This is a genomic window from Arthrobacter sp. Soil736, assembly GCF_001428005.1.
GTDB lineage: Bacteria > Actinomycetota > Actinomycetes > Actinomycetales > Micrococcaceae > Arthrobacter.
In genome coordinates this window covers 42,158-64,636 of record NZ_LMSB01000002.1, presented here as the reverse complement: position 1 = coordinate 64,636, position 22,479 = coordinate 42,158, and the positions used below count along the sequence as shown (strand labels likewise).

The window sequence follows — 22,479 nt, the reverse complement described above, 5'->3', positions numbered from 1 at the left end:
ACGAGGTCCATCGCGGGTCGGCGTACCGGGTGCTTATGAACGAACGGTGATGATCGTCTTGCCCTTGCGTCGCTCGGTCGGGTTGAGGGCGGCGACGGCGTCGTCGAGAGTAGCGACGTTGCCGATGTTCGTCCGCAGCCGGCCATCCCGCACCCGCTGGGCGATCTCCGTCAGTTGAGCGGGAATGGACTCGACCACGAAGTCGACCGCCAGCCCGTCCGCGGGCCGCGCGTCGGCCAGCCCGGTGACGGTCACCAGCGTTCCGCCGGCCCGGATCAGGCTCGCGGACCGCTTCTGGACGTCGCCGCCGATGACGTCGAACACCAGGTCGACTGCGCCGATATCTTCGAGGGTGTCATTGTCGAGATCGACGAACTCGTGCGAACCGAAGTCGAGCGCCTTCTGACGGTCGGCGGCGCGTCCGGTGCCGATGACGTGGGCACCAGCCTCGCGCGCGAGTTGTGTCACCATCGTCCCGACAGCGCCGGCCGCACCGTGCGCGAGGACGCTCTGCCCGGCCTGGAGGCGGCCGTGCACGAACAGTCCCTGCCACGCTGTGAGGCCCGAGATCGGCAGGCTCGCACCCACTGTAAAGTCGACATCGCCCGGCAGTGGCGCGAGATTGCGTGCCTCGACCGCCACATACTCTGCGAGGGTGCCGTCACGATGCCAGTCCGAGATCCCGAACACCCGCTGTCCCACCGAAAGCCCTGTCGTGCCATAGCCGAGAGCGGTGACCACTCCGGCCAGCTCGTGTCCGAGGATCGACGGCGTCCGGTCACGTCCGGCCCGATCCGTCCAGGTAGACGGCCACTCCACCTCAGTCGGCACGTATCCCGACGCGTGGATCTCAACGATGACGTCGTTGATCGCCGCCGCTGGCTCTGGACGCTCCAGCAGCCTCATTCCGGCCGCGCCCGCGGCCTGATCCGTTACCACTATCGCCTTCATTAGGTTGCCTCTCTGTTGTCTTGTCTCATGCTTTGCTCAAGCCTGCCTCTTAATGGCAGGGCTGGAAATGCTTTATGTGTGGCAGCGAGCTTCTCAGTGGGAGAATCTGGCGAACGCGAGCTGCACACACTTATCGCCACAGTTGCCGTTCCAGTGTCAACCCAAACGGGACGGAATCGCTGAGCGCTACCGTGAACCGTTCGGAGGAGTGACGGGTGACCAATATTCCGTATTTACCCGTTTCCAATGCCTGCTTCTCGGCTTCCGCGTGTGCCTCATCGAGCCTTCTTTCCATGCTTGCTCGATCAGCTGCGGAGACCGTCAGCTGGAACTTGCTGGTATGGCCCATGGCTACTCCTTGGCGTTGAGGGTACTAATGATTCATCGGTGGCTGGTTGGACGGTGACCGTAGCCCGGGCCACGGGTTGATGCGGCATCGCTGCATTCCGCCATTTGCGGAGCAGCCAAGAGCCCGCCGCCGAGCCTCGACCAGCCCGACAAACGACAAAAAGAGCGTCACCTGCCGCTCCCTGCCGTGGCGGTCTCAGAGGTGTTCCTTCGGAAGGTCATCCCGCCGTACCGCGTAGCGGTACGCGCGCGCGTCGGTCTCCACTTCGAATCCGGCAAGGTCCGTTTCAGAGGCCTGCTCGAAGACGTCGTGCGAATGCACGATCGGTGCGAAGTAATCACCCCGCGAGGCGGGGCCCAAAAGGACGTAAGCCCACCACACCGGACGAAAATGTCGCTTCAAAAAACCAAGCGCGATTGCCACCATTCGACCTCTCAATTGGAAAATCTGGGCCCTTCTCTAACAGTTCTCGTTCACTCCGCTTCGACTTAACGGGGATCTTCGTGGTCTTCATGACCCTGGCCAACCCGGTTTGCCGTCTTGCCTTTGGCTCCATCGGGTTGAAGGCGGGAGCGACTTCGCCGGGAGCATGGTGCTGATGTTCGTCCGCAGCTGACAACCCCGGACTCGTTGGACAAACCGGCCCAGGTCTCAGTGTCGATCGGCTACGTCATGTCATGCTCAAAGGCGGTGACTTGCTGGTCGTCGTCCTGGCTGGCCGCGGGTTCGTGCTGGGGGTAGGCACCGGAGCCGGGATGGACCTTGTCGATGAGACCGAGGTATTCCGGGTTGCGGGCAATGAACTCACCCACGAGCGGGCAGATGATGGTGATCTTCTTACCGCTCTCGCGGATCTCATCCAGCACGCGAGCGACGAGTTCTGTCGCTACCCGATGGTTGCGGTAGGCATGGCTGACCCAGGTTGAAAGCAATACGACCCGGCCGCCCACGAACCGATACGTGAGCTCCCCGATCGCCTCCGCGCCGAGGGCGGCGATCCATCGGCCCCGCCCCGTATCGTTGATCACATCGAGCTCCCAGCTGGACTCCATCTGACTGGGAGCCTTGTTTTTCAGAGCAACGATGAGTGCGGCGTTCCTCTCTTCACGGTTGGTCTCCTCGGCCTCGATGTTGGTCGTCACTGTCACACTTTCTGTCGGGGATGCTCAAAGGGTTGGCTTTAGGATCGGTGTGACCCTCTGAACACTCCTGGGTGCTTGGGATCGATGAGGTCGGCGTACTGGGGGTTGTGCTCGATGAAGGTGCGCACGATCGGGCACATGATGGTGACCGTTTTTCCTTGTGCGCGCACATCATCGAGGACGCGTCGGATCAGCTCGGTGGCGATTCCCTGTTTACGGAACTCGGGGAACACTGAGGTGGCCAGCAGCACGAGTCGGTCGTCGTCGGCGACGTTGTAGGGCAGGCCGGCGATTTCGTTGTCCCCGACGATGGCCTCGTAGATGCCCGTTTTCTCGTCGTTGACGATGTAGAAATCGAACGCAGGGGCATGGGGATCATCGATTACCTCATCGATGAGGCCGGTCTGGTCCTGGCTGAGGGTGCCCATTCCGTCGGGGTATCCGGCGGCGTCCGGGTACTCAAAGGCATAGCGGGTTGGCTCGGATGGGTCGGTCATGCAGGTGTCCTTTCGCTGATTGACTGTACGGGGGTATCCCTACGGACGGATGCGGATAAACGTCTTCCCCTTGACCCGCCTGCCCGGGTTGAAATCGAAGACGGCGTCGTCGAGGTCCGCGAGCTGGCAGATGTTCGTCCGTAGCCGACCGTCCCGGCCCGCTGCACGACTTCACCCAACTGTGCGCGATCAACCTGGACGCATCCCGGCCGTTCCCGGCCTGTTCCGGCACCACAATTGCCTTCATCATTCACCTCCCTGCATCCAGGCCATTGCCTACACGGCTTTTTTCTACACGGCATTTTTGGGTCTGCAAGGTTAGCGGCACTAAATCTGGATGTCTTACCACGCGCGCCGATAAAAGTTGCGCCCTTGGAAGGAGCTGCATCTTCAGGCTTCGCGGGTGCGTGCGCCGAAGCCGCCGTATGCCTCGATGGCAGCAGACACCGACTGGTAGGAGGCGATCACCGGGAAGCCAGCTATAGCTCGTGCCCGGGGATCGACAGCGTCCGGTCACGATCGCGATGGAGATTGCTGGTAAGACGGCGCGAAGGACGGACGCATATAAGTAGGTACAGCCCACAATCGGAACGATAAGGAGCCGGCATGGCAGGTACGGCTGAGAGCACGGTCTTCCCTGCCGGCAGAGAGCAGGATGTTGCAGACGTGGACCTGCCGGCAACAACCCCGCCCGGCGCGGAAGAGCTCATTATCACCGAAAACAGCGCTCTCGGCATCTATGAAGCCGTGTTGGGAGGCGAGATCGTCGCCGGGGTCATTTACAGCAAAGCGGTCAACCGGGTCGCACTGCTGGCGACCTCCGTGTTCCCAGCGTTCCGAGGCAAGGGGATCCCTGCAAAGCTCCTCATCGGCGTCCTTGAGAAGCTGCGCGCGCAGGGAGCGACCGTCACTATCTCCTGTCCATTCGCGGCAGAATTCGTTGGCGCCCATCCCGAATATGCCGATGTTCTCGGCTTGGCTGTCCCGGCAACAGCACTTTAGGGCGCGGGCATTGAGCCTACGCCCGAACGTCCAGGGAACGTGAAGACCCCTTTGTTTGGCACGCGTATCGAGGAGAGGAACATTATGACAACTATCGAGCTCACCGACGACAATTTCGAGTCCACCATTAAGGACAACGACATCGTCCTCGTTGATTTTTGGGCCCCGTGGTGTGGGCCTTGCCAGCAGTTCAGCCCAATCTTTGAGCGATCTGCACAGGATAATCCGGACATCGTTCACGGCAAGCTCGACACCGAGGCCGAGCAGCGCGTAGCGGCAGCCGCAGGGATCACGTCCATCCCGACTCTGATGGCGTTTCGTGAGGGTATCCTGGTCTTCAATCAGGCTGGCGCCCTTCAGGCCACGGCTCTCGCGCAGGTCGTAGAGTCCGTCAAGAACCTCGACATGCGCGGGGTTCGCGCAGACATTGCCGCCCAAAATAACAAGTCCGCGCCGGAGAATTGATGTATCCGGAAGGGGAACGCGTCCCTACATCGACAAGCCCCTTTCGGAGCCGGGGAAGGCAGCGAAGGGCGCATGCGCCCGCCCTGTCGGAGGAAGGCCTCCGGCAGCGGGCCGGCTTGCACCGAAAGCGAATCATCAAACTGCGCGTGGCCATAACGGATTCAGGATCAAGAGCTTGACGCCCTGGTTGAGGCATTACCGGATGCGGGAGGCAAGGCCGTCCGGGCCGATGCGGAAAGAGGATGGATGAGGACATACTTTGCGGAGGTCTTAGCCCGGGAACGAGCTTGTCTGGCCGGAATCACTGACCGGGCGATGCTGACCTGCTGGCGCCGTCGCGTCATCGAGGAGCTCATGACCCCGCAGTCGCCGTACGCGTTGGCGTTGCGACAGACCGGGGATGTGCGTGACCGCGCCGACTTCCTCGATCAGTGGCGCGAGCTCCTCGCCGAGGCGGTGGATCGTTTACTGCAGTCCGGCGTCACGGGGGGCACACCCTGCGCTTCCCCACATGGCCCGAAGACCGATGTCGACGCTCAGAAGACTGCTGTGCTGATTCTTGCGGCGCTTCATGGAGGCAGCACTCTGAGTCAGCTTGCACAAGACCCTCGGCCCCTCAACGCCGCACTCGACCTCGCGCTCGTGTCTTTTGTGGCAGCCGAGGACAACACTGCAGCAAGGACGGGAACGAGCAGCTCGATAAGTAAACTGGACTTGTGATGACAACCGTTGACTCGCGCAGTGGAAGGCGCCTGACGGCGCGCGGTGAAAAGACGCGGGCAAAGATCGTCGCCGCAGCGGCCGACCTGATATATGTCCAGGGCGTCGGGGCTACCACGCTCGACGACGTTCTAATGGCCAGTGGAGTGAGCAAGTCGCAGTTGTACCACCACTTCGCAGGCAAAGACGAGCTTGTGCGGGCCGTCATCGATCATGTAGGCGAACGCATCATCGAGCGTGAGCGCGATGCCCTCGGCCATGTCTCGACGATCCCGGGGCTGCGACGCTGGCGCGATGCGTTGGTACAGAACAATGCCCTACGGCATGGCGCCTACGGCTGTGCGCTCGGCTCATTGGCCTCCGAGGTCTCCGATCAAGACGATGCCGCTCGCCGGGCCGTGTCTCAACTCTTCATTGAGTGGCAGGGGCTGCTGGCAGGCGTGTTGCGCAGGCTTCAGGACGGTGGTGCGCTTCCGCCCGAGGCCTCGATCGACCAGCTCGCGACCGGACTCATGGGTGCCGTCCAGGGAGGGTACATGCTGGCACAGACTGCGCGCGATGTCACACCCATGGCAACATCAATTGACATGGCGCTTGCGCATATCGAGAGCCTGTCTACTGACTGAGTTTCACTCCCGACCAAGCCACAGATAAGGCTGAAACCCTCGCCCGAGTTCGAGGTCACCGCTGGCCTACCGCGTCTGGGTCATAGGGTAGCGCGCAGCCCCGTAGCCGCACGTAATCGTGGCGCAACGGCATCCGCTGCTGGGAAAGCGCGGCGTCAGTCCCGGGTGATACTCGGCAGCATCCGCTCCAGCCTTCAGTGGGTCGACATAGACATGAACAAGAGCCATCGCCTCGTCACACCCATCCACGTCATGCGAATAAGCGCCCACCAACTGCTCGAGCCGCTCACGCCACCTGGACATGAGCTTCCACCTTTACCTGTTCAATAGGTTGGGCAGTCGTCCGCCCCCCCTCCAGGTATCCGTTAGCGATCAGGTAGGCACGGATTTTTCGTCGTGCATCGAAAACGGTTTTGTAGATCGCGCCCCGATTCGATCCAGACCGAGACACCATGGCGTCCATCGACACCCCGTCGATCACGATCGCGACGAAGAAGTGGCGCTGGTGATCGGTCAATGTCTCGTTCATTGCCCGCTGCACGGCCGCGATCAATTCCCGCTGCTGTGTCTGCGCGAGCGGGTCGGCAGCGAACATCTCAGGGAGTTGTTCCCAGTCTTCGGCGTCTAGGGACACGGATGGCCTGCGCCATAAGTGGCGGCCGAGTTTGTTGGAGACCTCCAGCGCGACAAAGCGGTACGCCCAGGTCGTGAATCGGCTCTCCCCGCGGAAGGTGTCGAGTTTTTCCAGTAGGGAAACCATCGCATCATTGGCGGCCTGATGTGCAAGGTCGTCGAGCTCCGGTCCGTCAATGCGGAAGCCGGGTCCACGCCGATACGTCTCATGGAAGGCGACCCTCAGCAACATCTTGTGCAAGCGGGCCAACGCCGCGTCCCGTTTGGTTCCTGCATCGCTGAGTGCGGTCAGCCACGAGGAGGAGTTCATGTCCATGTCGATAAGTCCAAATTCCGTGAGTGCGCCGTGCGTCTGTCGTCGGTAGTTCAGCATCGACACAGTCGGCTCTGCAGCTGACGGCTCCTGCGAACTCGTCGTCGAGTTGCGGCGCGCGGTTGGCCGGAGGTTCGGTCGATCTGTCGACCACGTTATAAAGAACTATTTAGTCCAGAATAGGCCATCGGCACACCTTCGGCAAGCCTGCATTCCCCTTGCTGACCCACGCCGCCACCGCCCTTAATGGCGCATTTTCGTAGCGAAACACGGGGATCTAAGTGCCCGGTATCTGAACATGCCCGATTCACCCGCCGTCCTTCAGTGGTGCCTTCGCACATCTATGTCTGGACTATAGAGTCCCATTAGAGGTACAACTGTAAGAGTGTTTCGACAGCCGATTCGAGCACAAAGGGCCCTGCCTCCGGCGCGGCCGGAGTCAGCGAACAGTAAGGAGTCAGGATGTCTGAGAACCGCTTCATCAGCGATGCCATCAACGCCAGCGCGGAGACCGCAGGGGACCGTGTCAAGCTGGCCGACATGGTCGCAGAAGCTGCGACCGGCGCGCCGGGGGCTACGACGGCCACGGACGGGCCCAGCGATGCCTCGATCCTGAACTTCGCGCTCAACCTTGAGTACCTTGAAGCCGAGTTCTACCTTCGTGGCGCAACGGGGCAGGGACTTCCCGAGGACATGGTGGGAGGGATCGGGACGCCCGGCCAGGTATACGGTGGCCGGCAGGTCGATTTCCGCAGTCCCTTGATCAAGAACATCGCCCGGGAAATCGCCATGGACGAGCGGGCCCACGTCGCATTCCTCCGCGGCGCACTCGGAGACGCGGCCGTTGCACGCCCACGGATCTCCCTCGATCACAGTTTCACTGCCGCGGCCACCGCTGCCGGGTTGATCAAGCCCGGAGAGACCTTCGACGCCTACGCCAACGACCGCAACTTCCTCTTCGCCGCCTTCCTCTTCGAAGACGTGGGAGTCACCGCTTTCAAGGGCGCGGCGCCGTTGATCTCCAACAAGACCTACCTGGACGCGGCAGCAGGCCTGCTCGCCACCGAGGCCTACCACGCCGGGATCGTACGGGCCACGCTCTTCAGCGAAGGACTCGTGGACGAGTCCGTGTTCGACGTCGTGCACAAGATCTCCGCCGTTCGTAACGCAGTCAGCGGCCCCGCAGACGATGACCAGGGCATCGGCACCAGGGACGTGGCCAACCTCATTCCTACCGACGAATACGGTCGGGCCTTCGGCCGGAGCGCAGCGGAAATTCTCAACATCGTCTACCTTGACCCCCAAGCGGGCACCTCCGGTGGCTTCTACCCGGATGGGCTCAACGGAGACATCGTTCACGGCACCGGGCCGATCGCGGGCTAAATGCATGCCGTCGCCAATCAGCGGTGCCGACGAGATAGCTCATCAAGTGAGCGGCGCAGCTGCTGAGGACGGGCAAGCCAAGTCGCCTGGACGGGTACAGAGCGACACACCATTTGAAGGGAGCATGCCATGTCAAAAGCTGCGAGACCTGCGGTCAAAAGCGGAGACCGCATTGACGCAGGCGACATAGAAGAGGCGCTGACGAGAGCACCATTCACCTACACGGACGGGCAACCCAAGTGTTCGCTCGCGACGGCCGCACCATCTACACCGAGAATGGGCACCCCATGTCCGGAAAATGGGGAGTAGACGATCAGGGGCAGTTCTGGTCCTTCTGGCCACCGGCCTATCGCGCCACCTACGACGTCTTCTGGATTACAGATGCAGATGGCGATGTCGCCGGCGTTCGGTTCACCGAACTCAACCGTGGAGCGACGTCTGAGGGACGATACACCTCCAAGCCCACCTCATCTCCGGGGTGATTGCCCCCCACACGCCGATCTGATCGATCATGCCCACTTGTGCTTTATTCCACGATCTGGAAACCACTGCCAGAGAAAAGAAGGATCCAATGTCCACCCCCGATTACCGCAAAGATCCCGACAAAGTCGCGAAACTCACCCCCGAGCAGTACGACGTCACTCAGAAGGCGGCGACCGAGCCGGCCTTCCGGAATGAGTACTGGGACAACCACGACACCGGTCTGTATGTCGACATCGTCTCCGGGGAGCCACTGTTCACGTCCATCAACAAATTCGACAGCCGCACCGGTTGGCCGAGCTTCACGGTGCCTATCGACCGTAGCAACATTGTCCTCAACGAGGACCGTAGCTACGGCATAGTCCGAACCGAGGTGCGTTCCAAGCATGGTGACAGTCACCTCGGTCACCTGTTCAATGACGGCCCAGCCGCCGACGGCGGCTGGCGATATTGCATCAACTCGGCCGCGTTGCGCTTCGTCCCTCTTGACCAGCTCGAGGCCGCCGGATACGGGCAGTTCCGCATACTCTTCACCACGGAGGCAGCATCATGAGCCGCGACCACGCCATACTGGCCAGCGGCTGCTTCTGGGGCGCCCAGGAGTTGCTCCGAAAGAAGCCGGGCGTGATCTCCACCCGCGCCGGATACTCCGGCGGCAACACACCGAACGCCGCCTACCGTAACCACGGTGACCACGCCGAAAGTGTGGAGATCGTCTTCGATGCCGACGTCATCTCCTTTCGGGATCTGCTCGAGTTCTTCTTCCAGATCCACGACCCTTCGACCCGGGACCGGCAGGGCAACGACATCGGCCGCAGCTACCGGTCCGCGATCTTCTACACCAGCGACGACCAGAGGCAGGTCGCGCTGGACACCATCACAGACGTCGACGCGTCCGGGCTCTGGCCCGGGAAGGTCGTCACCGAGGTCGAACCCGCCGGCGATTTTTGGGAAGCCGAGGAAGTACACCAGGACTACCTCCAGAAGTACCCCGACGGCTACACCTGCCACTACGCCCGCCCAGGATGGAAGCTCCCGCAGCGCGAGAGCCAGACCGCGTAAACCCGGTCCCCGGCCAAAGGGCCGTGAGATCTGCATGCCGATCGGTTGAAGGAGAAATGATGGCAGTTTTCGGAGGTCGCCGCCGCGACGACAACCCGGCGCTCCCGCCCGGGCAGTACCTGACGGAGTCCTTCCCTGTGCTGTCGGCAGGCCCGACCCCGTCGATCAATACGGAGGACTGGGAGTTCTTCATCCACACCGAAGCCGGGCAGACCCACCGGTGGACCTGGGATCAGTTCATTGCCCTCCCGTCCGAGGACATCAGCGTCGATATCCATTGCGTGACCAGCTGGTCCAAGTTGGGCACTGGCTGGAGAGGCGTGTCACTGGACACCCTGTTCGCAGAGGTCGAGACGGGTTTCGATTTCGTCATGGCCCACTCCTACGGCGGCTACACCACCAACCTTCCGCTTGGGGAGCTCCTCAACGGTCGGGCCTGGATGGCCTACGAGTACGACGGCGACGAACTCGATCCCGAACACGGCGGCCCGGCACGCCTCCTGGTGCCCCATCTCTATTTCTGGAAGAGCGCCAAATGGGTACGGGGACTTGTCATGCAAAGCGAGGACAACCCCGGCTTCTGGGAAGAGAACGGCTACAACCTGCACGGCGATCCTTGGCGGGAAGAGCGCTACGCGTGACCAGCCGGGCCATCGGCTGGCTCACCGGCAACCTCGCGCGTGCACACCCGCTGACCGCCTCCGCGCGCAGCATCACCTTCACCGTGCCCGGTTGGCCCGGTAACGATGCAGGGCAGCACGTCGATGTCCGGCTCACGGCGCCGGACGGGTATCAGGCTGTCCGCTCTTACTCCATCGCCAGCACTGGTACCGGTGAGGAGATCGAACTGGCCATCGACCGGCTGCCGGACGGTGAAGTCTCCCCCTTCCTCGTCGACGACCTCGAACTCGGTGACACCGTCGAACTTCGCGGCCCCCTCGGCGGATGGTTCGTGTGGCGGCCGGAACAGACCCAACCAGTCCAACTGATCGCCGGCGGCTCCGGAGTCGTCCCATTCATCGCAATGACCCGCGCTCACGCCAGTGCCGGCAGCTCCGTGCCCATGCAGCTGCTCTACTCGCTCCGCACACCCGATGACGCGTTATTCCGTGACGAACTGTCCCAGCCCTCCGCAACCGCGCGGACAACCTGGCACTACACCCGCACGGTACCGTCGGGATGGTCTCACTCAGCCGGACGGCTCACAGCGGACGACCTGAGGAATGAGACCTTGCCACCGGAACAAGTACCACTCACCTATATCTGCGGCCCCACCGGATTCGTCGAAACAGTCTCCCATGCCCTCACTAGCCTCGGGCACGCAGCCGACAACATCCGCACGGAACGATTCGGAGGAACCTGATGGACCACCTCGACGGCAACGTCCTCGCGGGCCCGAGCACCGACCTTTTCGCTTTCGACCCGACCACGACACAGTGTCAATGTCAGTCCTGTGCCGATATCGCAACGCTGGGCCAAGCCATGGTGTACGGCCAACCAATGGGTTTCGTGGCCCGCTGTCGCAAGTGCGACAACATCCTCATCGTCATCGTCGAACGCGCCGGCCAGAAATCTTTCAACATGCGAGGACTCCGCTGGCTACGGATCGCTGACCACGCAAGAAACGACCGTATCTCAGCCGAAGATTAAGAGGAGATCCAGGTGCGCCGGACAATAATCATCGGCTCCGCTCCTGCCGGATATACGACCGGGATCCACGCCGGCCGCGCCCGCCTCAATCCGTTACTCGCCGCAAACCCAATAGAAGCTGACGGCGAGTTGCTCAAGACCAGAGGCCGAGAACTTGGGTTCCCAGGCGGAAGCCTTGGCCGCAACCTCATTGTCAAGACGGAACCGCATTGAGGGATTTTAGCAATCGCCGAAAGGGCGCCGTATCCACCGCAGCGCTGACGGATGCGCTCGGCCGCCTTTCGACCCATAGGGCCCATGTCCTGGACCTGGTCTCACCCACGCCAGGGCGCGTATTGCAGGGAAGAGCCGTCACCATCCGGTTTGTCCCCTTTCGGGAGGATGTTTTCGACGCACAGGTCAACAATTTCGCGCGGCTCTTCTATCAGGCGGTTCCCGCTCATCCTGAAGAGACTGTGCTGGTGCTGGACAGCGGCGGTCATCCCGATATCTCGGTGGGTGGCGGGACAAAATTTTCACGATTGCAGAATCGGAAACTCGCGGGGCTCCTCACAGACGGCCGGCTTCGGGATTTCGGTGAGCTTGAACGATACGAGCCTGTCTTCTACTGCAGCGGCGAGACCGTGAAGGCGGGCACGGCTGATCTGATGCCCATTGCTGCGAATGTGCCCGTAGTTATTGGAGGTGTAACTGTACTTCCCGGCGACTTCGTGTACGTAGACGCCGCAGCCGCGGTGATTATTCCATCCACGCTTGTTGACGAAACATTCCAACTCGCAGCAAGGATTGAACTGGAGGACGCTGCCTTTGTGACAAGCATCCGTGGCGAAGACCCGCGTGAGATTCGTATTAGCGGGGCCCAGGAATCCTGAGGTGCCCTCCCCGTTTCGGTGGAAACCAGAACATGAGCCCTCACGCAGGGGGCGCAGCAGAAAGCGCTCGCGCTGCGAAACAGCAATCGGGGCGGTGATCAATAGAAGTCCGACAGCGTGTCCGGGGACCTCATTGAGCAGTCCGAACCATCGCTTCCGGCCCCTGGGTGATGGGACCTGGAGCCTTGAGAATCAGATGCCAAGGGTCTGAATCGGTAGACTGAAACGCAAAGAACTGCATGACCTTTCCGGCCGGCACCCCACACCGTCTGCCAAAATCAAGGAGGACGATGTCGTTGTCCTTGATGGTGCTCACGAAATTGCGTCCATGAAGGTCACTGGTCCTCGGGAGTTCTCTCCTCAATGCCGTGGTCATCTGAGCGTCCTTCACCTCCGATGGTCGCGTACCCGGACGTGATGACGGGTGCACTGACGTGCCCGCGCCTACCCTTTGGTGATATGACCCGGCACAGCCGAATCAACAACATCGGCATACTCGGGATGTGCGCTGACGAATGCTGCCGCTAATGGACAGGATGCAGCGACGGTCTCACCCTGCATCCGCAGCCTGTCAAGGACGCTGCCGAGGAGCCAGGCGGCGATCCCCTTGCCGGGGAAAACGGATGTCGCCCGCAGTGTCAGGCGGTTACCCGCTTTGCTGTAAACGACTCCAGCGACGGCCTCACCCCAAGATACGGCCTCGTAGATACCGCCCTCGCTGTTTTCGGTGATGATGAGGTCTACTGCATCGGGCGTTATCATTGCGGGCCGGTTCACCTCATTGTTCGATGCCGTCAATCTGACCATGCCCTCAGCCTTTCCTGCCATGCTGCCTCCTAATCATTTCTCCTATCGGCCATCGGGAGCGCCCGAACGCCGGATAAAGCGTTTCTTCTCCTACTCGACGACGATCTCGAGCAGAGCATTGGCAGATCCTGCTGAGTGACCGGACCCCCAGAGCCGTACCTGCTGACGAGCCGCCGCAGGCCAGCATCTCTGCCTTGCGGATCCTGACTATGGTCCACCCCGCGCGGCCTTATGGACACCCCTGCCGTCCTGTTCGGCCGCGAGATCGCGACTGTGGACTTCGAGAGCAGCTTTTCATGGCCGCGTAGGCATTACCGCCGACCATCGAGCGGGGGTGGCGCACGACGCTGGACGAAACGGAGCAATGACCTTGGTCTCAAATGTTTGCCGTAGCTGTTTGGGTTGACTGTGGCGCTGGCGCCGAGGGGTTCGACAGTGGCCGCCTTGCTCACAGCCCGCGTTCGTTCTGTGAGATCGTCTCGGTGCCGTTGCCTTGCTGCCAGGCGGTAAAATCGGCCAGCGACATAAAGCAGTAGTAGTCGCAGTACCGGGCCTGCTGCCGCTCCTCGTGGGTCATTCCGTCCCACCCAGCTGCTCACAGCGCATGCGGGAGCGGTTCTCAACCCAGGCGCCGATGATGGCCGTGGCGCGCCGCAGCATGTGGTCCGCCGTTGGCGATGGTGTTGGGAACCTCGTACCAATATATGAGGTCACAGTCTTCGGGGTTGTGGGCCGCCTTGACGGCCTCTTCCAGATCGTTCCACGCAGCGGCGGAACGTTATTGATCAGAACATGGGTCGGACCGCCTGACAGCATGTCGCCGATAGCGATGGTGTGTTCTGTGTCATCGGTCAGATCGGCAGTCATCACACAAACCTCAACACGCGGCGCACAGCCCCTGATGGGGTTGCCGGTCTCGTCGAGCTGGTCGGCAGTACGGGCGAGAAGAATCACATTGGCTCCGACCTTGGCTGGCGACGGTACGATCGCTGCGCCGGTGTCCGGGCCAGCGCCGGTGATCAGTGCGCTCCTGCTAACAAATCCAGCTGTCACTTGACGGTTCCTTTCACGCGATGTGTGCACCCCCTCACCCTTCACCTACATCATCTGTGTCAATCTTTCGCGCCGTCTTACCAACAACCTCAAGTGAGTGGTGCTCGCCGAACAGGTGTGCGAACCTTGCCGCCAGCCTTGTAAGACGACGTGGTTTGGCGCCGCTAACTCATCAAGAACTTGATGAGAGGCGAGCGAATATGACCAACACCGATGATGGCGACAACTTCGAGAATCAGACCGAGAATTTCGGCTTGCTTCCGCCCGACGAGAGCCTCGACACCGATGAACTGGGCGACGATATAGACGAAACCGGGTACTCCCCGTTGGATTGGCGCCCGGCCGACCTCTCCTGGGGCTTCACACTGCGCGAGGCGCGGTCCCGAGAGCCTCTATCCGCCCGCCTTGCCCGAGAGATTCCCGACGAGACGGAAGAAGTTCTCGGAGACGGTATTGGAGACACCACTGACACAGACGGCGAGGTTATCGACGATCAGGTCGGTTCAGTCCGAGCTGGCCGACTGACGTGGGCCTCCCCAGAGAGCTTCGACCCGGCAACGGATTACTGGGCGGACGACAACGGCATTGACGGTGCCGGTGCATCAGCGGAGGAAGCAGCAGTCCACATCGTCCTGGATCAAGACGATCTGCGCTGGCCGTAAACAACGTCGCCGAGTAGGAGAAAAAACGCTTCATCCGGCTGTCTTGTCGCTCCCGATGGCCGACAGGACGAATGGTTAGGAGGCAGCATGGCAGGAAAGGCCGAGGGCTCCGTGCCCCAGGTCCGCTCCGGGCGCCCGGGACTGGACCTCCATCACCCCGAAGTGTCCCCCGCATGCATGGCGCCGCCCGCAGCCATTCAACGGCGGCGCGTGGGACCGGGAAGACCGGTGATGCAGACACCGGGTCCGCCCCGCCGTCCGGGATACCGGCCTATGAATGCGCCCCAGATGCGCAGCAAGCCGGGGGGCCATAATGGCGCTATCAGAAACACGAGAAGGTTGTACTCGAGCAGCTCGAACAGCAGTTCAGAATGGAAGACCCAAAGCTGACTGACTCCATGGAATGGGCCCGTTTCAGGTCCACCTGCCACATCGTTATCCGTGCGGCGGGCATCGTAGCCGGCTTGCTACTCGTGCTGCTAGGTGCAGCACTTCAAGGCCTGGTTCCGAACATCCTTGTCGGGGTCCTTCGTTTTGCCATAACGATCATCGGAGGGCGTGTCACCTTGCAGCACACCTCGGGAGGCAGTAACAAGGCAGCTGACCCCGCCGTTGCCCGGGCGGACGAAGGGCCAGATGCGCAGTCTCGATATTGCCGATAAGGGCACTATGGAACTAGCTGACGGATTCCTGCGGCTGCGGTGGAGAGAAGGCGCGACAGTAGGAGCGGACGAAGCTCAAGCAGCACTGGCTGCCATCGAGGCGTTGGGCCAGGGCGCGAGCCTTCCGATGCTCATCCATATTCAAGGAGTCAATTTCTCACGAGCTGCGAGGCGAATCCTTCCTTCAGCCTCGCAGGTTTCCCGGATTGCCCTCGTGGGGTCATCCGCGGTGGATTACGTTATTGCCCTTTTCGTTTTGCATGTGGTCCCGTTGCCATTCCCCAGCAGGTACTTCACTTCCTCCCAGGAAGCAATAACATGGCTTCGCAAGCCTCCCGAATGACCAGCTGCCCCTGCGATGACTAGGCTGTGGGAGGAACCTGTGGAACGAGTTCGTGCTTCCAAAATCGCTGCCATAAAGCACCTGTCACGGAAGCAACTTTCGGTATGGATGAGGCACGGATGTTGGATACGCGGGTGGATGAATCCGCCTTTGAGGCTGAGTTACACCCCAAGCTGACGTCAGGGCGCCTGACAAGGGAGGATTTAGCCTGTGGGCGGAGCTCCGGCTTGTTCTCAGGCGCCCGCCAATCACAACATGTGACATCGCCGCCCCCCGGCCCCAAGCGAATTTCATCAGGCTCTTTGGACTATTTCGACGATTCTCGAGCTACCCCCCCCCACCCCGGTTTCCTTCTCCTCCGACTGTCAGGGTGGGATCTGAGGACGTCATGAGCCATTGTCAACAAAACGGAATCTCGCACTAATCCGACGCCAACGTCCGTACTTCAAAGTCAAATGCTCGGCATGCTCATGACCCGTGCGACCGGTGGCAGACCGCCCGACTTCCGCGGGGTATGAAATGGTTCTATGTGGATGAAGGGCGAGTGAGGTTGAGCAGATCATCCTCGACAACGCACACCAGTGCGATCAGTGGGAATTGGGGGGGCTCGCGGTGGGGGATGAACCTCAGAATTCGAGGACGTGCTTTATCCCGCCTGAGCGGCCTTCCGCGACCCGATTCGCGATCGGGATGCCGTCCTTGACGGGCGTCGCCTGGACCTCTAGTCTCAGCTCGCCCGCGGCAGCGAGTGCAGCGAGCTCGCGAGTGCCTGCCCGTCAGGCTGCACGTACAGGTTCGAGGTGGTGATTCCGGCAACTGGGTGGGGGGCGTCCGACGTGATGGAACAGAGCCTGCCTCCGTCGACAAGAAGCCTCATCGCGTCTTCAGCGGTGCCCGTTGCGGCGATAAGGACGGCGTCGAACCGGCGAGCGGTCTTGTCCGCCCACCCTTCGACGTGGGTATCGATGACATCGCTGGCGCCGAGTGCGCGAAGCTGATCGGCGTGAGCGGGTCCCACGCCGGCCACGACCTCAGCGCCCCGGAGATGTGCCAGTTGAACCGCGAGTGAAGCGGTTGGGCCGGAAGCTCCGACTACGAGCAGGCGGGTGGAGGCGTCGACCTGGAGCTCGTCGAGAGTCTGCTGGGCGGTGAGCCCCGCAACCGGCAATGCTGCCGCTAACGCCGGAGCCAGGTTCTCAGGTAGCCGTGCGACGTGCGCGGACCTGACAAGGACCTGTTCCGCCCAAGTGCCGCTGCCGCCCGGAAGAGGTGCCTCGTGTACGACCACGAGGTCGCCCGTGCGGAACTCTGTCTCGTCTGGGCCGGTCTCGGCGACACGGCCCACGGCTTCGACGCCCAGCGCTGCCGGCGGTACGAGATTCACGTCCCATCCGCCTGTATGGAGTAGAGCATCCCACGGGCCGATGCCTGCGGCGACCACGTCCAGGATGAGCTCGCCCGCCTCCGGCTGACGGGGGTGAGGAAGATCGAGGATCTCGAGTCCGTCATTCGCGGCTCGAACACCAAGTCCAATCATGATTTCTCCTTCTGCATTGACGAATGTCAGTTCATGTTGTCGTTTTATGCGCCCGGTTCACGGGGCGCGCGGATCTCGGCAGTTTGTCGACTACGAGCTGGTAGGAGTCGGTGACGAGCTCCATCACCAGGTCACTATCGAGGCCCGGTCCGCCCGCTGCCGTGATCCAGTGCTTCTTGTCCATGTGGTAGCCGGCCGTGATCTCCGCGTATTGCTCACGTAGCACCACAGCCTCTTCCGGGTCGGCCTTGACGACCACGACCGGGTGACCCGGCATGTCGGTCATGAGCATGAAGACCTTGCCGCCCACCTTGTACGTTTCCCAGTTCGGGCTGACACGGTGCTCCACCGTCACCTCCGGCAGCCCGCTCGCATGCTCATTCGCTATGGTCTGCAGCTCCTGTCCCTCCATGATCGCTTAGCTCCTCTGCTGCTGTGTCGTCGATAGGTTCGTCATGGCCTGGCCGGGGTGGTTCAGGCGAAGGTGAACAGACGCTCAGGCTCGAAACGTGAGACCGGGGTTTTGTACTGCTTCGCCTCGTCGGGGTAGCCCAGCGCCAGTAGCACGGTCGTGGTGTGTCCGGTCTCGCGGATGTTGAAGGCTTTGTCGACGGTGACCGGGTCGAAGCCTTCAAGTGGCATGGCTTCGACGCCGAGCTCAGCGGCTGCCATCATCGTCAGACCCATCACCATGTAGGTCTGCTTCTCCATCCAGTGGTGCGTGTCCTTGTAGGTGTAGTTGCGCAGATTCACGAAGTCGCGGGTCATGTATTCCCACCGCTCCTGCTTGGTCAGGTCCGGGAACCGGCCGTCAACCCGCTCTTTCGCGAACACCGATTCGAGGTGATGCTCGGGCACGTCCGCCCGCGTGGTCATGATGATCGTGTGCGAGGCGTTGAGGATCTTCTCCCCGTTGTCGGCGAAACGTTCGCCGAGGTTCGCGGCCAGCTTCTCCTTGCCCTCTCGTGTGGATAGAACGTAGAAGTGGTTGGGCTGGATGTTCGTCGACGTGGGCGCGGACCGCAGGAATTTCAGGAGCTTCTGAAGCGTCTCCTCTGTGATGGTCTTGCTGCCGTCGAAGTAGCGGCTGAGGTGCTTGTTCATGATCGTGTCAAGATCCATGGGTGGTCTTCTTTCGTGATGAGAGTAATCGAGGTGGAATGAAGAGTTGGTGGTCGGAGTCAGGCCTACTCGGTGACGATCAGCGCACGCGGCGGCCGAGCAGGGTGCCCATCCGCTCGAAGTCCATACCTGTTGTCGCGGTCGCGAGGTCGCCGCGCAGGAGCGCACCGACCGCATCGTCAAGCGCGCCCATAGCGTGAGCGTACAGAGCCGGTCCAAGGCTGATCCGGCTGACGCCCGCAGTGCGCAACTCGGCGACGGACCGCACAGTGTCCGCCGGCGAGATGAGGACATTGACCGGAGTTGGTGCAACCGCGGCAACGATCGCGACCAGCGAATCGAGGTCGGGCGGGAATGGCGCGTGGACCACGTCGGCCCCGACCTCGGCGAAGGCGGTGAGGCGGCGGATCGTGTCGTCGAGATCGGGTCGCCCCTGGAGGTAATTGTCCGTGCGCCCCGTGACCACGATGCGGCCCTTCGCCGCCGTGACCGCCGCGCGCACCCGGGCGACTGCCTCGTCGAAGTCGCGGATGGGCCGGTCGGAATCGCCGGACGTGTCCTCGATCCCGATGCCTGCCAGCCCGTTCTCGACCGCAGCGTTCACGGTGGCCGCAACGTCCTCGGGAGTATCCCCATAGCCGTCCTCGAAGTCGCCGTTGACAGGCAGGTCAGTCAGGCGAGCGAGCAAGCCTGCATGCTCGAGATGCTCGCCGCGGCTGACCTGGTGTCGCCCGTCCAACCGACCGAGCGACGCTGCGAGGGCAAAGGAGGACGTGGCGATCGCCTCGAAGCCCGAATCGGCGAAGAGCTGCGCCGAGAGGCCATCCCACGCGTTCGGCATCACGAGGCCACCCTCTCGCGTGTGCAGGGCCATGAACTTCTCGTAAATCTCAGAGCCGGACATCTCAAGCCGTCTTCGTCGTAATGGCGGGGATGTCGATGGATGTCTGGTTGACGTTGTTGAGGTAGTTGGTGAGAAGAGACACCACCGCGGTGGTGACGATCGCGAGGATCTCCGCGTCGCTGTATGCGGCGCCACGTACCGCTGCGAGGTCGGCATCACCGACCTGTCCGCGGGTCTCGATCACCCGCTGCACGAAACGCGCCACGGCGGCGCGGCGGGGATCGGTGGAGCTACCAGTAAGCGCGAGCTCGATGTCATCACCCGCCATGCCCCCGAGCTCCGACGATGTATACGTGTGCAGGGCCTGGCAGTAGTCGCAGCCATTGGACTGTGAGACGGCCAGTGCAATCGTGTGCCGGGTCTTCGCGTCGAGGAGGCGGCTGACGTTGCTTTGTAGGGTGAGCTTCCTGTGCCTGGCGGTCATCGCCCTGCTGCTCATCGATCCTGCCCTGGGCACGAGTTTTGGGTTCCTGCTGTCTGTCTTGGCCACGCTGGGGATCATCGTGCTGGGACGGCACATCATGGACTGGGTTCCACACCCGGTCCCGCGCTGGGCGGCCGCCGGCATCGCCGTGCCCCTGTCCGCCCAGTTGCTGTGCGGACCGGTCATCGTGGTGCTGCAACCACAGTTCGCCACGTACTCGCTGCTGGCCAACATGCTCGTGGCGCCGCTGGTGGCACTGGTCACCATCCTGGGGACGGCTGCCGTGCCGTTGGTGCCGCTCCTGCCGTGGCTGGCCACCGCACTGATCGGCATGACCGGCCTCTTCGCTGCCGGGGTGGCCGGCATCGCCAGGTTCACTGCCGGCCTCCCTGGCGCGGCCCCGCCCTGGCCCGAGGGCCCGTTCGGGCTGCTTACCATGGTGCTGTTCTCCGTCCTGACCGCGCTGGCGGTCTGGGCGGCGGCCCATCCGTCCGGAACCATCCGTCTGGTGCTGGCGGCCCACTTTAAGACGGCCTGTGTGCTTGACCGGATAATGGAAGGAAAGTCCACGCAGCCCGGCCGTCTTCGCAGGAACGGCCGCGGCTTGGTGCAGCCGTTGCGCCGTGGCAGGCTTAGAGTCTGCAATCCACATCCCGGGAGGAACCAACAGTGGCCGCTGCCCAGCCCCAACGATCCAGGACGTCGGCCACCAATTCGGCCACGTGGCGGGATGTGACCCCTGCCGGAGTCGTGCTGATCACCGGTCCAGAGGAATATCTCGGCATCCGGGCCATGGACCGGGTCCGTTCGCAGGTGCGGGCGGCAACTCCGGATGTGGAGCTCACCCGGCTCAACGCGGGCGCCTACGAACCCGGCTCGCTGGCCATGAACGTCAGCCCGTCGCTGTTCGGCGAGAGCAAGCTGATCGAGGTTGAGGGCCTCGAGTCGATGAACGACGCCTTCCTTGCTGACGGCCTTAAATATCTTGCCCACCCGGAAGAGGACGCCGTGCTGGTGCTTCGGCACGGCGGCGGAGTGCGCGGCAAGAAGCTCCTCGACGCGGTCAAGGCCGGGGGCTGGCCGGTCGTCGACTGCCAGCCCCTGAAAAAGGATGCCGAGAAGACCGCTTTCGTCGCGGCCGAATTTAAGGCGGCTTCACGGCGGATCGAACCCGACGCTGTGCAGTCCCTGGTGAATGCCGTCGGCGCCAACCTGTCCGAACTTGCGGCGGCCTGCAGCCAGCTCATCGCCGATGCCTCTACGACCGTCGATGCAGAAATGGTTGAACGCTACTACGGCGGCCGCATCGAGGCGACCGCCTTCAAAGTCGCTGATGCCGCCATGGCGGGCAACGGGCCCGCCGCCCTTTCCACCCTGCGCCACGCCCTGGCAACGGGCGCGGATCCTGTTCCGCTGGTGGCGGCGCTGGCCGCGAAACTGCGGACCGTTGCCAAGGTGGCCGGCGCCCAGGGGTCATCGGCCCAGATTGCCAAACAGCTGGGCATGCAGCCGTGGCTCGTGGAGCAGGCGCAGCGTGACGTCCGCCGTTGGACTCCTGAGGGCCTTGCCCGGTCCATCCAGGTGACGGCCGAGGCCGACGCGCAGGTCAAGGGCCTCTCACGGGACCCTGTGTACGCCGTCGAACACGCGGTGACCGTGATCGCCACCGCCGCCCGAGGCCGGTAGCGACTACATGTAAACAGGCAGCGACACCGCGTTAAAGAGATGTGGCCGGCACCATCGGTGCCGGCCACAAGCATCAGTTCAGTTGAACTGGAAAACCTTAGAGTGCGTTGACCTTCTTGGAGATCGCCGACTTGCGGTTTGCAGCGTTGTTCTTGTGAAGAACACCCTTGCTGACAGCCTTGTCCAGCTTACGGCTGGCAGTAACGAGCGCAGTAGCAGCGGCATCCTTGTCGGTGGACGCAACGGCGGTGTTGACGGCGCGGATGGCCGACTTCAGCTCGGACTTGACTGCGTTGTTGCGCAGGCGAGCCTTCTCGTTGGTCAGGATGCGCTTCTTCTGGGACTTGATATTTGCCACGTGTGAACTCTCTTTTTAATGCGGAAATGGTCTAGAGGGCTTTCAGGTTGGCCATTGACTGAGCGGCGTGGGGATACCTATGGCGGCCAACCATCAGTGGCCGTCGACCTGCACGGACACACAGCTATGAATAGTAGCAGATTTCGGCCAACAGTGGCCATTTGGCGCGGGCGTGGCGCGCCCGCGATTACTTCGCAATTACTTCCAGCCGCGCAGCTGCCGAAGGCCGTCGGCCACTAGGAAAAACTGGCCCCGGTCAAGGATGGCGCCCTCCCGGCGGATGTCCGAGGGACGGATCTGGAGGACGCGGTCGAGTTTTGCCTCGCTGGGGCGCCTTTGCCGGTCCCAGGGCCCGGTGCCGATGTCGACATAGTCGCGGCGGCCGCGGGGATGGCCGTCGTGGTCCTTGCTGGTCAGCATGAGGCCGAGCAGGTACCGCCCGTGGCTGCCGACCAGAAGCACCGGGCGGTCCTTGCCCCGGGAATGGTCCTCTTCGTATGGCACCCAGGTCCACACGACTTCACCCGGGTCCGGGCGTCCGTCAGGGGAGGGGGCATACCGGATGGTGGCCGTGCCCATGAAGTCGCCAGGGTAAGTCCCGGTCAGCCCTCCTGTCCCGGTCCGGGACGTGGTCGGGGACGTGGTGCGTGCGGGCGTCCGGACCGATGTGCTTTTCGCCGTGGCCCCGCGGGAGCGCTGCGGACGCCCCAGGCCCTCGAGGAAGCGGAGGGACGATCGGAGCGCATTGCCGATGGTGCGTAGGTTCATGGCCATGT

31 protein-coding genes are annotated in these 22,479 nt (G+C 62.4%); 14 read left to right on the top strand and 17 right to left on the bottom strand.

Annotation, left to right across the window (positions count from 1 at the left end; translation table 11 throughout):
- Window positions 1-33: 33 nt before the first annotated feature.
- The 5 genes from ASG92_RS02685 to ASG92_RS02665 all read right to left on the bottom strand — a co-directional run bounded on the left by ASG92_RS02685 (window position 34) and on the right by ASG92_RS02665 (window position 2,939).
- Window positions 34-951, bottom strand: coding sequence for an NADP-dependent oxidoreductase (locus ASG92_RS02685; protein ID WP_056624102.1), 918 nt, complete (start codon window positions 949-951; stop codon window positions 34-36).
- Window positions 952-1,081: 130 nt separating this feature from the next.
- Window positions 1,082-1,300 (bottom strand): hypothetical protein, encoded by a 219-nt coding sequence (locus ASG92_RS02680; protein WP_056624100.1) that lies wholly within the window; start codon window positions 1,298-1,300, stop codon window positions 1,082-1,084.
- Window positions 1,301-1,495: 195 nt separating this feature from the next.
- Window positions 1,496-1,681, bottom strand: coding sequence for a hypothetical protein (locus ASG92_RS02675; RefSeq protein WP_240986967.1), 186 nt, complete (start codon window positions 1,679-1,681; stop codon window positions 1,496-1,498).
- Between the two features lie 284 nt (window positions 1,682-1,965).
- A complete protein-coding gene (locus ASG92_RS02670; protein ID WP_056624097.1) occupies window positions 1,966-2,442 on the bottom strand; it encodes a GNAT family N-acetyltransferase in 477 nt (158 codons plus the stop codon).
- Window positions 2,443-2,480: 38 nt separating this feature from the next.
- On the bottom strand, window positions 2,481-2,939 hold the full coding sequence (locus ASG92_RS02665; RefSeq protein ID WP_056624095.1) for a GNAT family N-acetyltransferase: 459 nt from the start codon (window positions 2,937-2,939) through the stop codon (window positions 2,481-2,483).
- 606 nt (window positions 2,940-3,545) lie between these two features.
- Here ASG92_RS02665 and ASG92_RS02660 point away from each other — a divergent pair.
- The 4 genes from ASG92_RS02660 (at window position 3,546) to ASG92_RS02645 (ending at window position 5,752) form a co-directional block, all read left to right on the top strand.
- Window positions 3,546-3,941 carry a GNAT family N-acetyltransferase gene (locus ASG92_RS02660; RefSeq protein ID WP_056624093.1) on the top strand — a complete coding sequence of 132 codons (396 nt, stop codon included), beginning with the start codon at window positions 3,546-3,548 and terminating at the stop codon, window positions 3,939-3,941.
- Between the two features lie 84 nt (window positions 3,942-4,025).
- Entirely contained in the window at window positions 4,026-4,406 is a 381-nt protein-coding gene (gene trxA, locus ASG92_RS02655; RefSeq protein WP_056624349.1) for a thioredoxin, read from the top strand.
- A 354-nt stretch (window positions 4,407-4,760) separates the two neighbouring features.
- Window positions 4,761-5,126, top strand: coding sequence for a hypothetical protein (locus ASG92_RS02650; protein ID WP_157372062.1), 366 nt, complete (start codon window positions 4,761-4,763; stop codon window positions 5,124-5,126).
- A complete protein-coding gene (locus tag ASG92_RS02645; RefSeq protein ID WP_056624088.1) occupies window positions 5,126-5,752 on the top strand; it encodes a TetR/AcrR family transcriptional regulator in 627 nt (208 codons plus the stop codon). The genes ASG92_RS02650 and ASG92_RS02645 overlap by 1 nt, the downstream gene beginning before the upstream one ends.
- A gap of 286 nt (window positions 5,753-6,038) precedes the next feature.
- On the opposite strand, the gene ASG92_RS02640 is transcribed toward ASG92_RS02645, so the two are convergent.
- Window positions 6,039-6,758, bottom strand: coding sequence for a sigma-70 family RNA polymerase sigma factor (locus ASG92_RS02640; RefSeq protein WP_200951866.1), 720 nt, complete (start codon window positions 6,756-6,758; stop codon window positions 6,039-6,041).
- A gap of 402 nt (window positions 6,759-7,160) precedes the next feature.
- On the opposite strand from ASG92_RS02640, the gene ASG92_RS02635 reads away from it, so the two are divergent.
- From ASG92_RS02635 to ASG92_RS02605, 7 genes are all read left to right on the top strand, one after another.
- Window positions 7,161-8,081, top strand: a complete 921-nt coding sequence (locus ASG92_RS02635) for a ferritin-like domain-containing protein (protein WP_056624085.1) — start codon at window positions 7,161-7,163, stop codon at window positions 8,079-8,081.
- Window positions 8,082-8,652: 571 nt separating this feature from the next.
- Window positions 8,653-9,114, top strand: a complete 462-nt coding sequence (gene msrB, locus ASG92_RS02630) for a peptide-methionine (R)-S-oxide reductase MsrB (protein ID WP_056624083.1) — start codon at window positions 8,653-8,655, stop codon at window positions 9,112-9,114.
- Window positions 9,111-9,623, top strand: a complete 513-nt coding sequence (gene msrA, locus ASG92_RS02625; protein WP_056624081.1) for a peptide-methionine (S)-S-oxide reductase MsrA — start codon at window positions 9,111-9,113, stop codon at window positions 9,621-9,623. Before msrB ends, msrA begins: the two co-directional genes overlap by 4 nt.
- A 56-nt stretch (window positions 9,624-9,679) precedes the next feature.
- Window positions 9,680-10,264, top strand: coding sequence for a molybdopterin-dependent oxidoreductase (locus ASG92_RS02620; RefSeq protein ID WP_056624078.1), 585 nt, complete (start codon window positions 9,680-9,682; stop codon window positions 10,262-10,264).
- The gene (locus ASG92_RS02615) at window positions 10,261-10,986 is read left to right on the top strand and encodes a ferredoxin reductase (protein ID WP_240986966.1); all 726 of its coding nucleotides are present in this window, start codon (window positions 10,261-10,263) and stop codon (window positions 10,984-10,986) included. The genes ASG92_RS02620 and ASG92_RS02615 overlap by 4 nt, the downstream gene beginning before the upstream one ends.
- Window positions 10,986-11,273 (top strand): DUF6510 family protein, encoded by a 288-nt coding sequence (locus tag ASG92_RS02610; RefSeq protein WP_056624076.1) that lies wholly within the window; start codon window positions 10,986-10,988, stop codon window positions 11,271-11,273. The genes ASG92_RS02615 and ASG92_RS02610 overlap by 1 nt, the downstream gene beginning before the upstream one ends.
- Before the next feature lie 209 nt (window positions 11,274-11,482).
- The gene (locus tag ASG92_RS02605; RefSeq protein WP_056624074.1) at window positions 11,483-12,145 is read left to right on the top strand and encodes a dimethylmenaquinone methyltransferase; all 663 of its coding nucleotides are present in this window, start codon (window positions 11,483-11,485) and stop codon (window positions 12,143-12,145) included.
- 130 nt (window positions 12,146-12,275) lie between these two features.
- On the opposite strand, the gene ASG92_RS02600 is transcribed toward ASG92_RS02605, so the two are convergent.
- From ASG92_RS02600 to ASG92_RS02590, 4 genes are all read right to left on the bottom strand, one after another.
- Window positions 12,276-12,461, bottom strand: coding sequence for a hypothetical protein (locus ASG92_RS02600; protein WP_157372060.1), 186 nt, complete (start codon window positions 12,459-12,461; stop codon window positions 12,276-12,278).
- A gap of 128 nt (window positions 12,462-12,589) precedes the next feature.
- On the bottom strand, window positions 12,590-12,973 hold the full coding sequence (locus tag ASG92_RS02595) for an N-acetyltransferase (RefSeq protein WP_056624069.1): 384 nt from the start codon (window positions 12,971-12,973) through the stop codon (window positions 12,590-12,592).
- Between the two features lie 427 nt (window positions 12,974-13,400).
- Window positions 13,401-13,529: a hypothetical protein gene (locus ASG92_RS30210; RefSeq protein WP_277307717.1), complete on the bottom strand. Its 129-nt coding sequence runs from the start codon at window positions 13,527-13,529 to the stop codon at window positions 13,401-13,403.
- On the bottom strand, window positions 13,526-14,035 hold the full coding sequence (locus ASG92_RS02590; protein WP_162256288.1) for a hypothetical protein: 510 nt from the start codon (window positions 14,033-14,035) through the stop codon (window positions 13,526-13,528). Before ASG92_RS02590 ends, ASG92_RS30210 begins: the two co-directional genes overlap by 4 nt.
- 170 nt (window positions 14,036-14,205) lie before the next feature.
- Between ASG92_RS02590 and ASG92_RS02585 the strand changes: the two genes are divergently transcribed.
- Window positions 14,206-14,667, top strand: a complete 462-nt coding sequence (locus ASG92_RS02585) for a DUF5709 domain-containing protein (RefSeq protein ID WP_056624063.1) — start codon at window positions 14,206-14,208, stop codon at window positions 14,665-14,667.
- Between the two features lie 1,732 nt (window positions 14,668-16,399).
- Here ASG92_RS02585 and ASG92_RS02580 read toward each other — a convergent pair.
- The 5 genes from ASG92_RS02580 to ASG92_RS02560 all read right to left on the bottom strand — a co-directional run bounded on the left by ASG92_RS02580 (window position 16,400) and on the right by ASG92_RS02560 (window position 19,659).
- On the bottom strand, window positions 16,400-17,209 hold the full coding sequence (locus tag ASG92_RS02580) for an alcohol dehydrogenase catalytic domain-containing protein (RefSeq protein ID WP_056624061.1): 810 nt from the start codon (window positions 17,207-17,209) through the stop codon (window positions 16,400-16,402).
- Window positions 17,210-17,240: 31 nt separating this feature from the next.
- Window positions 17,241-17,621, bottom strand: coding sequence for an MmcQ/YjbR family DNA-binding protein (locus tag ASG92_RS02575; RefSeq protein WP_056624058.1), 381 nt, complete (start codon window positions 17,619-17,621; stop codon window positions 17,241-17,243).
- Window positions 17,622-17,683: 62 nt separating this feature from the next.
- Window positions 17,684-18,331: a nitroreductase family protein gene (locus ASG92_RS02570; RefSeq protein ID WP_056624055.1), complete on the bottom strand. Its 648-nt coding sequence runs from the start codon at window positions 18,329-18,331 to the stop codon at window positions 17,684-17,686.
- Between the two features lie 79 nt (window positions 18,332-18,410).
- Window positions 18,411-19,235 (bottom strand): isocitrate lyase/phosphoenolpyruvate mutase family protein, encoded by an 825-nt coding sequence (locus ASG92_RS02565; protein WP_056624052.1) that lies wholly within the window; start codon window positions 19,233-19,235, stop codon window positions 18,411-18,413.
- 1 nt (window position 19,236) lies between these two features.
- Complete coding sequence (locus ASG92_RS02560) at window positions 19,237-19,659, bottom strand: carboxymuconolactone decarboxylase family protein (RefSeq protein WP_082579266.1); 423 nt, start codon at window positions 19,657-19,659, stop codon at window positions 19,237-19,239.
- On the opposite strand from ASG92_RS02560, the gene ASG92_RS02555 reads away from it, so the two are divergent.
- Both ASG92_RS02555 and holA read left to right on the top strand, forming a co-directional pair.
- On the top strand, window positions 19,634-20,395 hold the full coding sequence (locus tag ASG92_RS02555; protein ID WP_240986965.1) for a ComEC/Rec2 family competence protein: 762 nt from the start codon (window positions 19,634-19,636) through the stop codon (window positions 20,393-20,395). The two genes, ASG92_RS02560 and ASG92_RS02555, sit on opposite strands and share 26 nt — an antisense overlap.
- Window positions 20,329-21,345: a DNA polymerase III subunit delta gene (gene holA, locus ASG92_RS02550; RefSeq protein WP_056624047.1), complete on the top strand. Its 1,017-nt coding sequence runs from the start codon at window positions 20,329-20,331 to the stop codon at window positions 21,343-21,345. Before ASG92_RS02555 ends, holA begins: the two co-directional genes overlap by 67 nt.
- Window positions 21,346-21,442: 97 nt before the next feature.
- On the opposite strand, the gene rpsT is transcribed toward holA, so the two are convergent.
- Entirely contained in the window at window positions 21,443-21,703 is a 261-nt protein-coding gene (gene rpsT / locus ASG92_RS02545) for a 30S ribosomal protein S20 (protein WP_056624045.1), read from the bottom strand.
- 198 nt (window positions 21,704-21,901) lie between these two features.
- Entirely contained in the window at window positions 21,902-22,477 is a 576-nt protein-coding gene (locus ASG92_RS02540; RefSeq protein ID WP_056624041.1) for a type II toxin-antitoxin system PemK/MazF family toxin, read from the bottom strand.
- Window positions 22,478-22,479 lie beyond the last annotated feature (2 nt).

Excerpts from the sequence above, each read along its gene's own strand:
- ASG92_RS02685 (WP_056624102.1), bottom strand. The coding sequence starts at position 951 with ATGAAGGCGATAGTGGTAACGGATCAGGCCGCGGGCGCGGCCGGAATG.
- ASG92_RS02680 (WP_056624100.1), bottom strand. The coding sequence starts at position 1,300 with ATGGGCCATACCAGCAAGTTCCAGCTGACGGTCTCCGCAGCTGATCGA.
- ASG92_RS02665 (WP_056624095.1), bottom strand. The coding sequence starts at position 2,939 with ATGACCGACCCATCCGAGCCAACCCGCTATGCCTTTGAGTACCCGGAC.
- ASG92_RS02660 (WP_056624093.1), top strand. The coding sequence starts at position 3,546 with ATGGCAGGTACGGCTGAGAGCACGGTCTTCCCTGCCGGCAGAGAGCAG.
- trxA (WP_056624349.1), top strand. The coding sequence starts at position 4,026 with ATGACAACTATCGAGCTCACCGACGACAATTTCGAGTCCACCATTAAG.
- ASG92_RS02650 (WP_157372062.1), top strand. The coding sequence starts at position 4,761 with ATGACCCCGCAGTCGCCGTACGCGTTGGCGTTGCGACAGACCGGGGAT.
- ASG92_RS02645 (WP_056624088.1), top strand. The coding sequence starts at position 5,126 with ATGACAACCGTTGACTCGCGCAGTGGAAGGCGCCTGACGGCGCGCGGT.
- ASG92_RS02640 (WP_200951866.1), bottom strand. The coding sequence starts at position 6,758 with ATGCTGAACTACCGACGACAGACGCACGGCGCACTCACGGAATTTGGA.
- ASG92_RS02635 (WP_056624085.1), top strand. The coding sequence starts at position 7,161 with ATGTCTGAGAACCGCTTCATCAGCGATGCCATCAACGCCAGCGCGGAG.
- msrB (WP_056624083.1), top strand. The coding sequence starts at position 8,653 with ATGTCCACCCCCGATTACCGCAAAGATCCCGACAAAGTCGCGAAACTC.
- msrA (WP_056624081.1), top strand. The coding sequence starts at position 9,111 with ATGAGCCGCGACCACGCCATACTGGCCAGCGGCTGCTTCTGGGGCGCC.
- ASG92_RS02620 (WP_056624078.1), top strand. The coding sequence starts at position 9,680 with ATGATGGCAGTTTTCGGAGGTCGCCGCCGCGACGACAACCCGGCGCTC.
- ASG92_RS02610 (WP_056624076.1), top strand. The coding sequence starts at position 10,986 with ATGGACCACCTCGACGGCAACGTCCTCGCGGGCCCGAGCACCGACCTT.
- ASG92_RS02595 (WP_056624069.1), bottom strand. The coding sequence starts at position 12,973 with ATGGCAGGAAAGGCTGAGGGCATGGTCAGATTGACGGCATCGAACAAT.
- ASG92_RS30210 (WP_277307717.1), bottom strand. The coding sequence starts at position 13,529 with ATGACCCACGAGGAGCGGCAGCAGGCCCGGTACTGCGACTACTACTGC.
- ASG92_RS02585 (WP_056624063.1), top strand. The coding sequence starts at position 14,206 with ATGACCAACACCGATGATGGCGACAACTTCGAGAATCAGACCGAGAAT.
- ASG92_RS02580 (WP_056624061.1), bottom strand. The coding sequence starts at position 17,209 with ATGATTGGACTTGGTGTTCGAGCCGCGAATGACGGACTCGAGATCCTC.
- ASG92_RS02575 (WP_056624058.1), bottom strand. The coding sequence starts at position 17,621 with ATGGAGGGACAGGAGCTGCAGACCATAGCGAATGAGCATGCGAGCGGG.
- ASG92_RS02570 (WP_056624055.1), bottom strand. The coding sequence starts at position 18,331 with ATGGATCTTGACACGATCATGAACAAGCACCTCAGCCGCTACTTCGAC.
- ASG92_RS02565 (WP_056624052.1), bottom strand. The coding sequence starts at position 19,235 with ATGTCCGGCTCTGAGATTTACGAGAAGTTCATGGCCCTGCACACGCGA.
- ASG92_RS02560 (WP_082579266.1), bottom strand. The coding sequence starts at position 19,659 with ATGACCGCCAGGCACAGGAAGCTCACCCTACAAAGCAACGTCAGCCGC.
- ASG92_RS02540 (WP_056624041.1), bottom strand. The coding sequence starts at position 22,477 with ATGGCCATGAACCTACGCACCATCGGCAATGCGCTCCGATCGTCCCTC.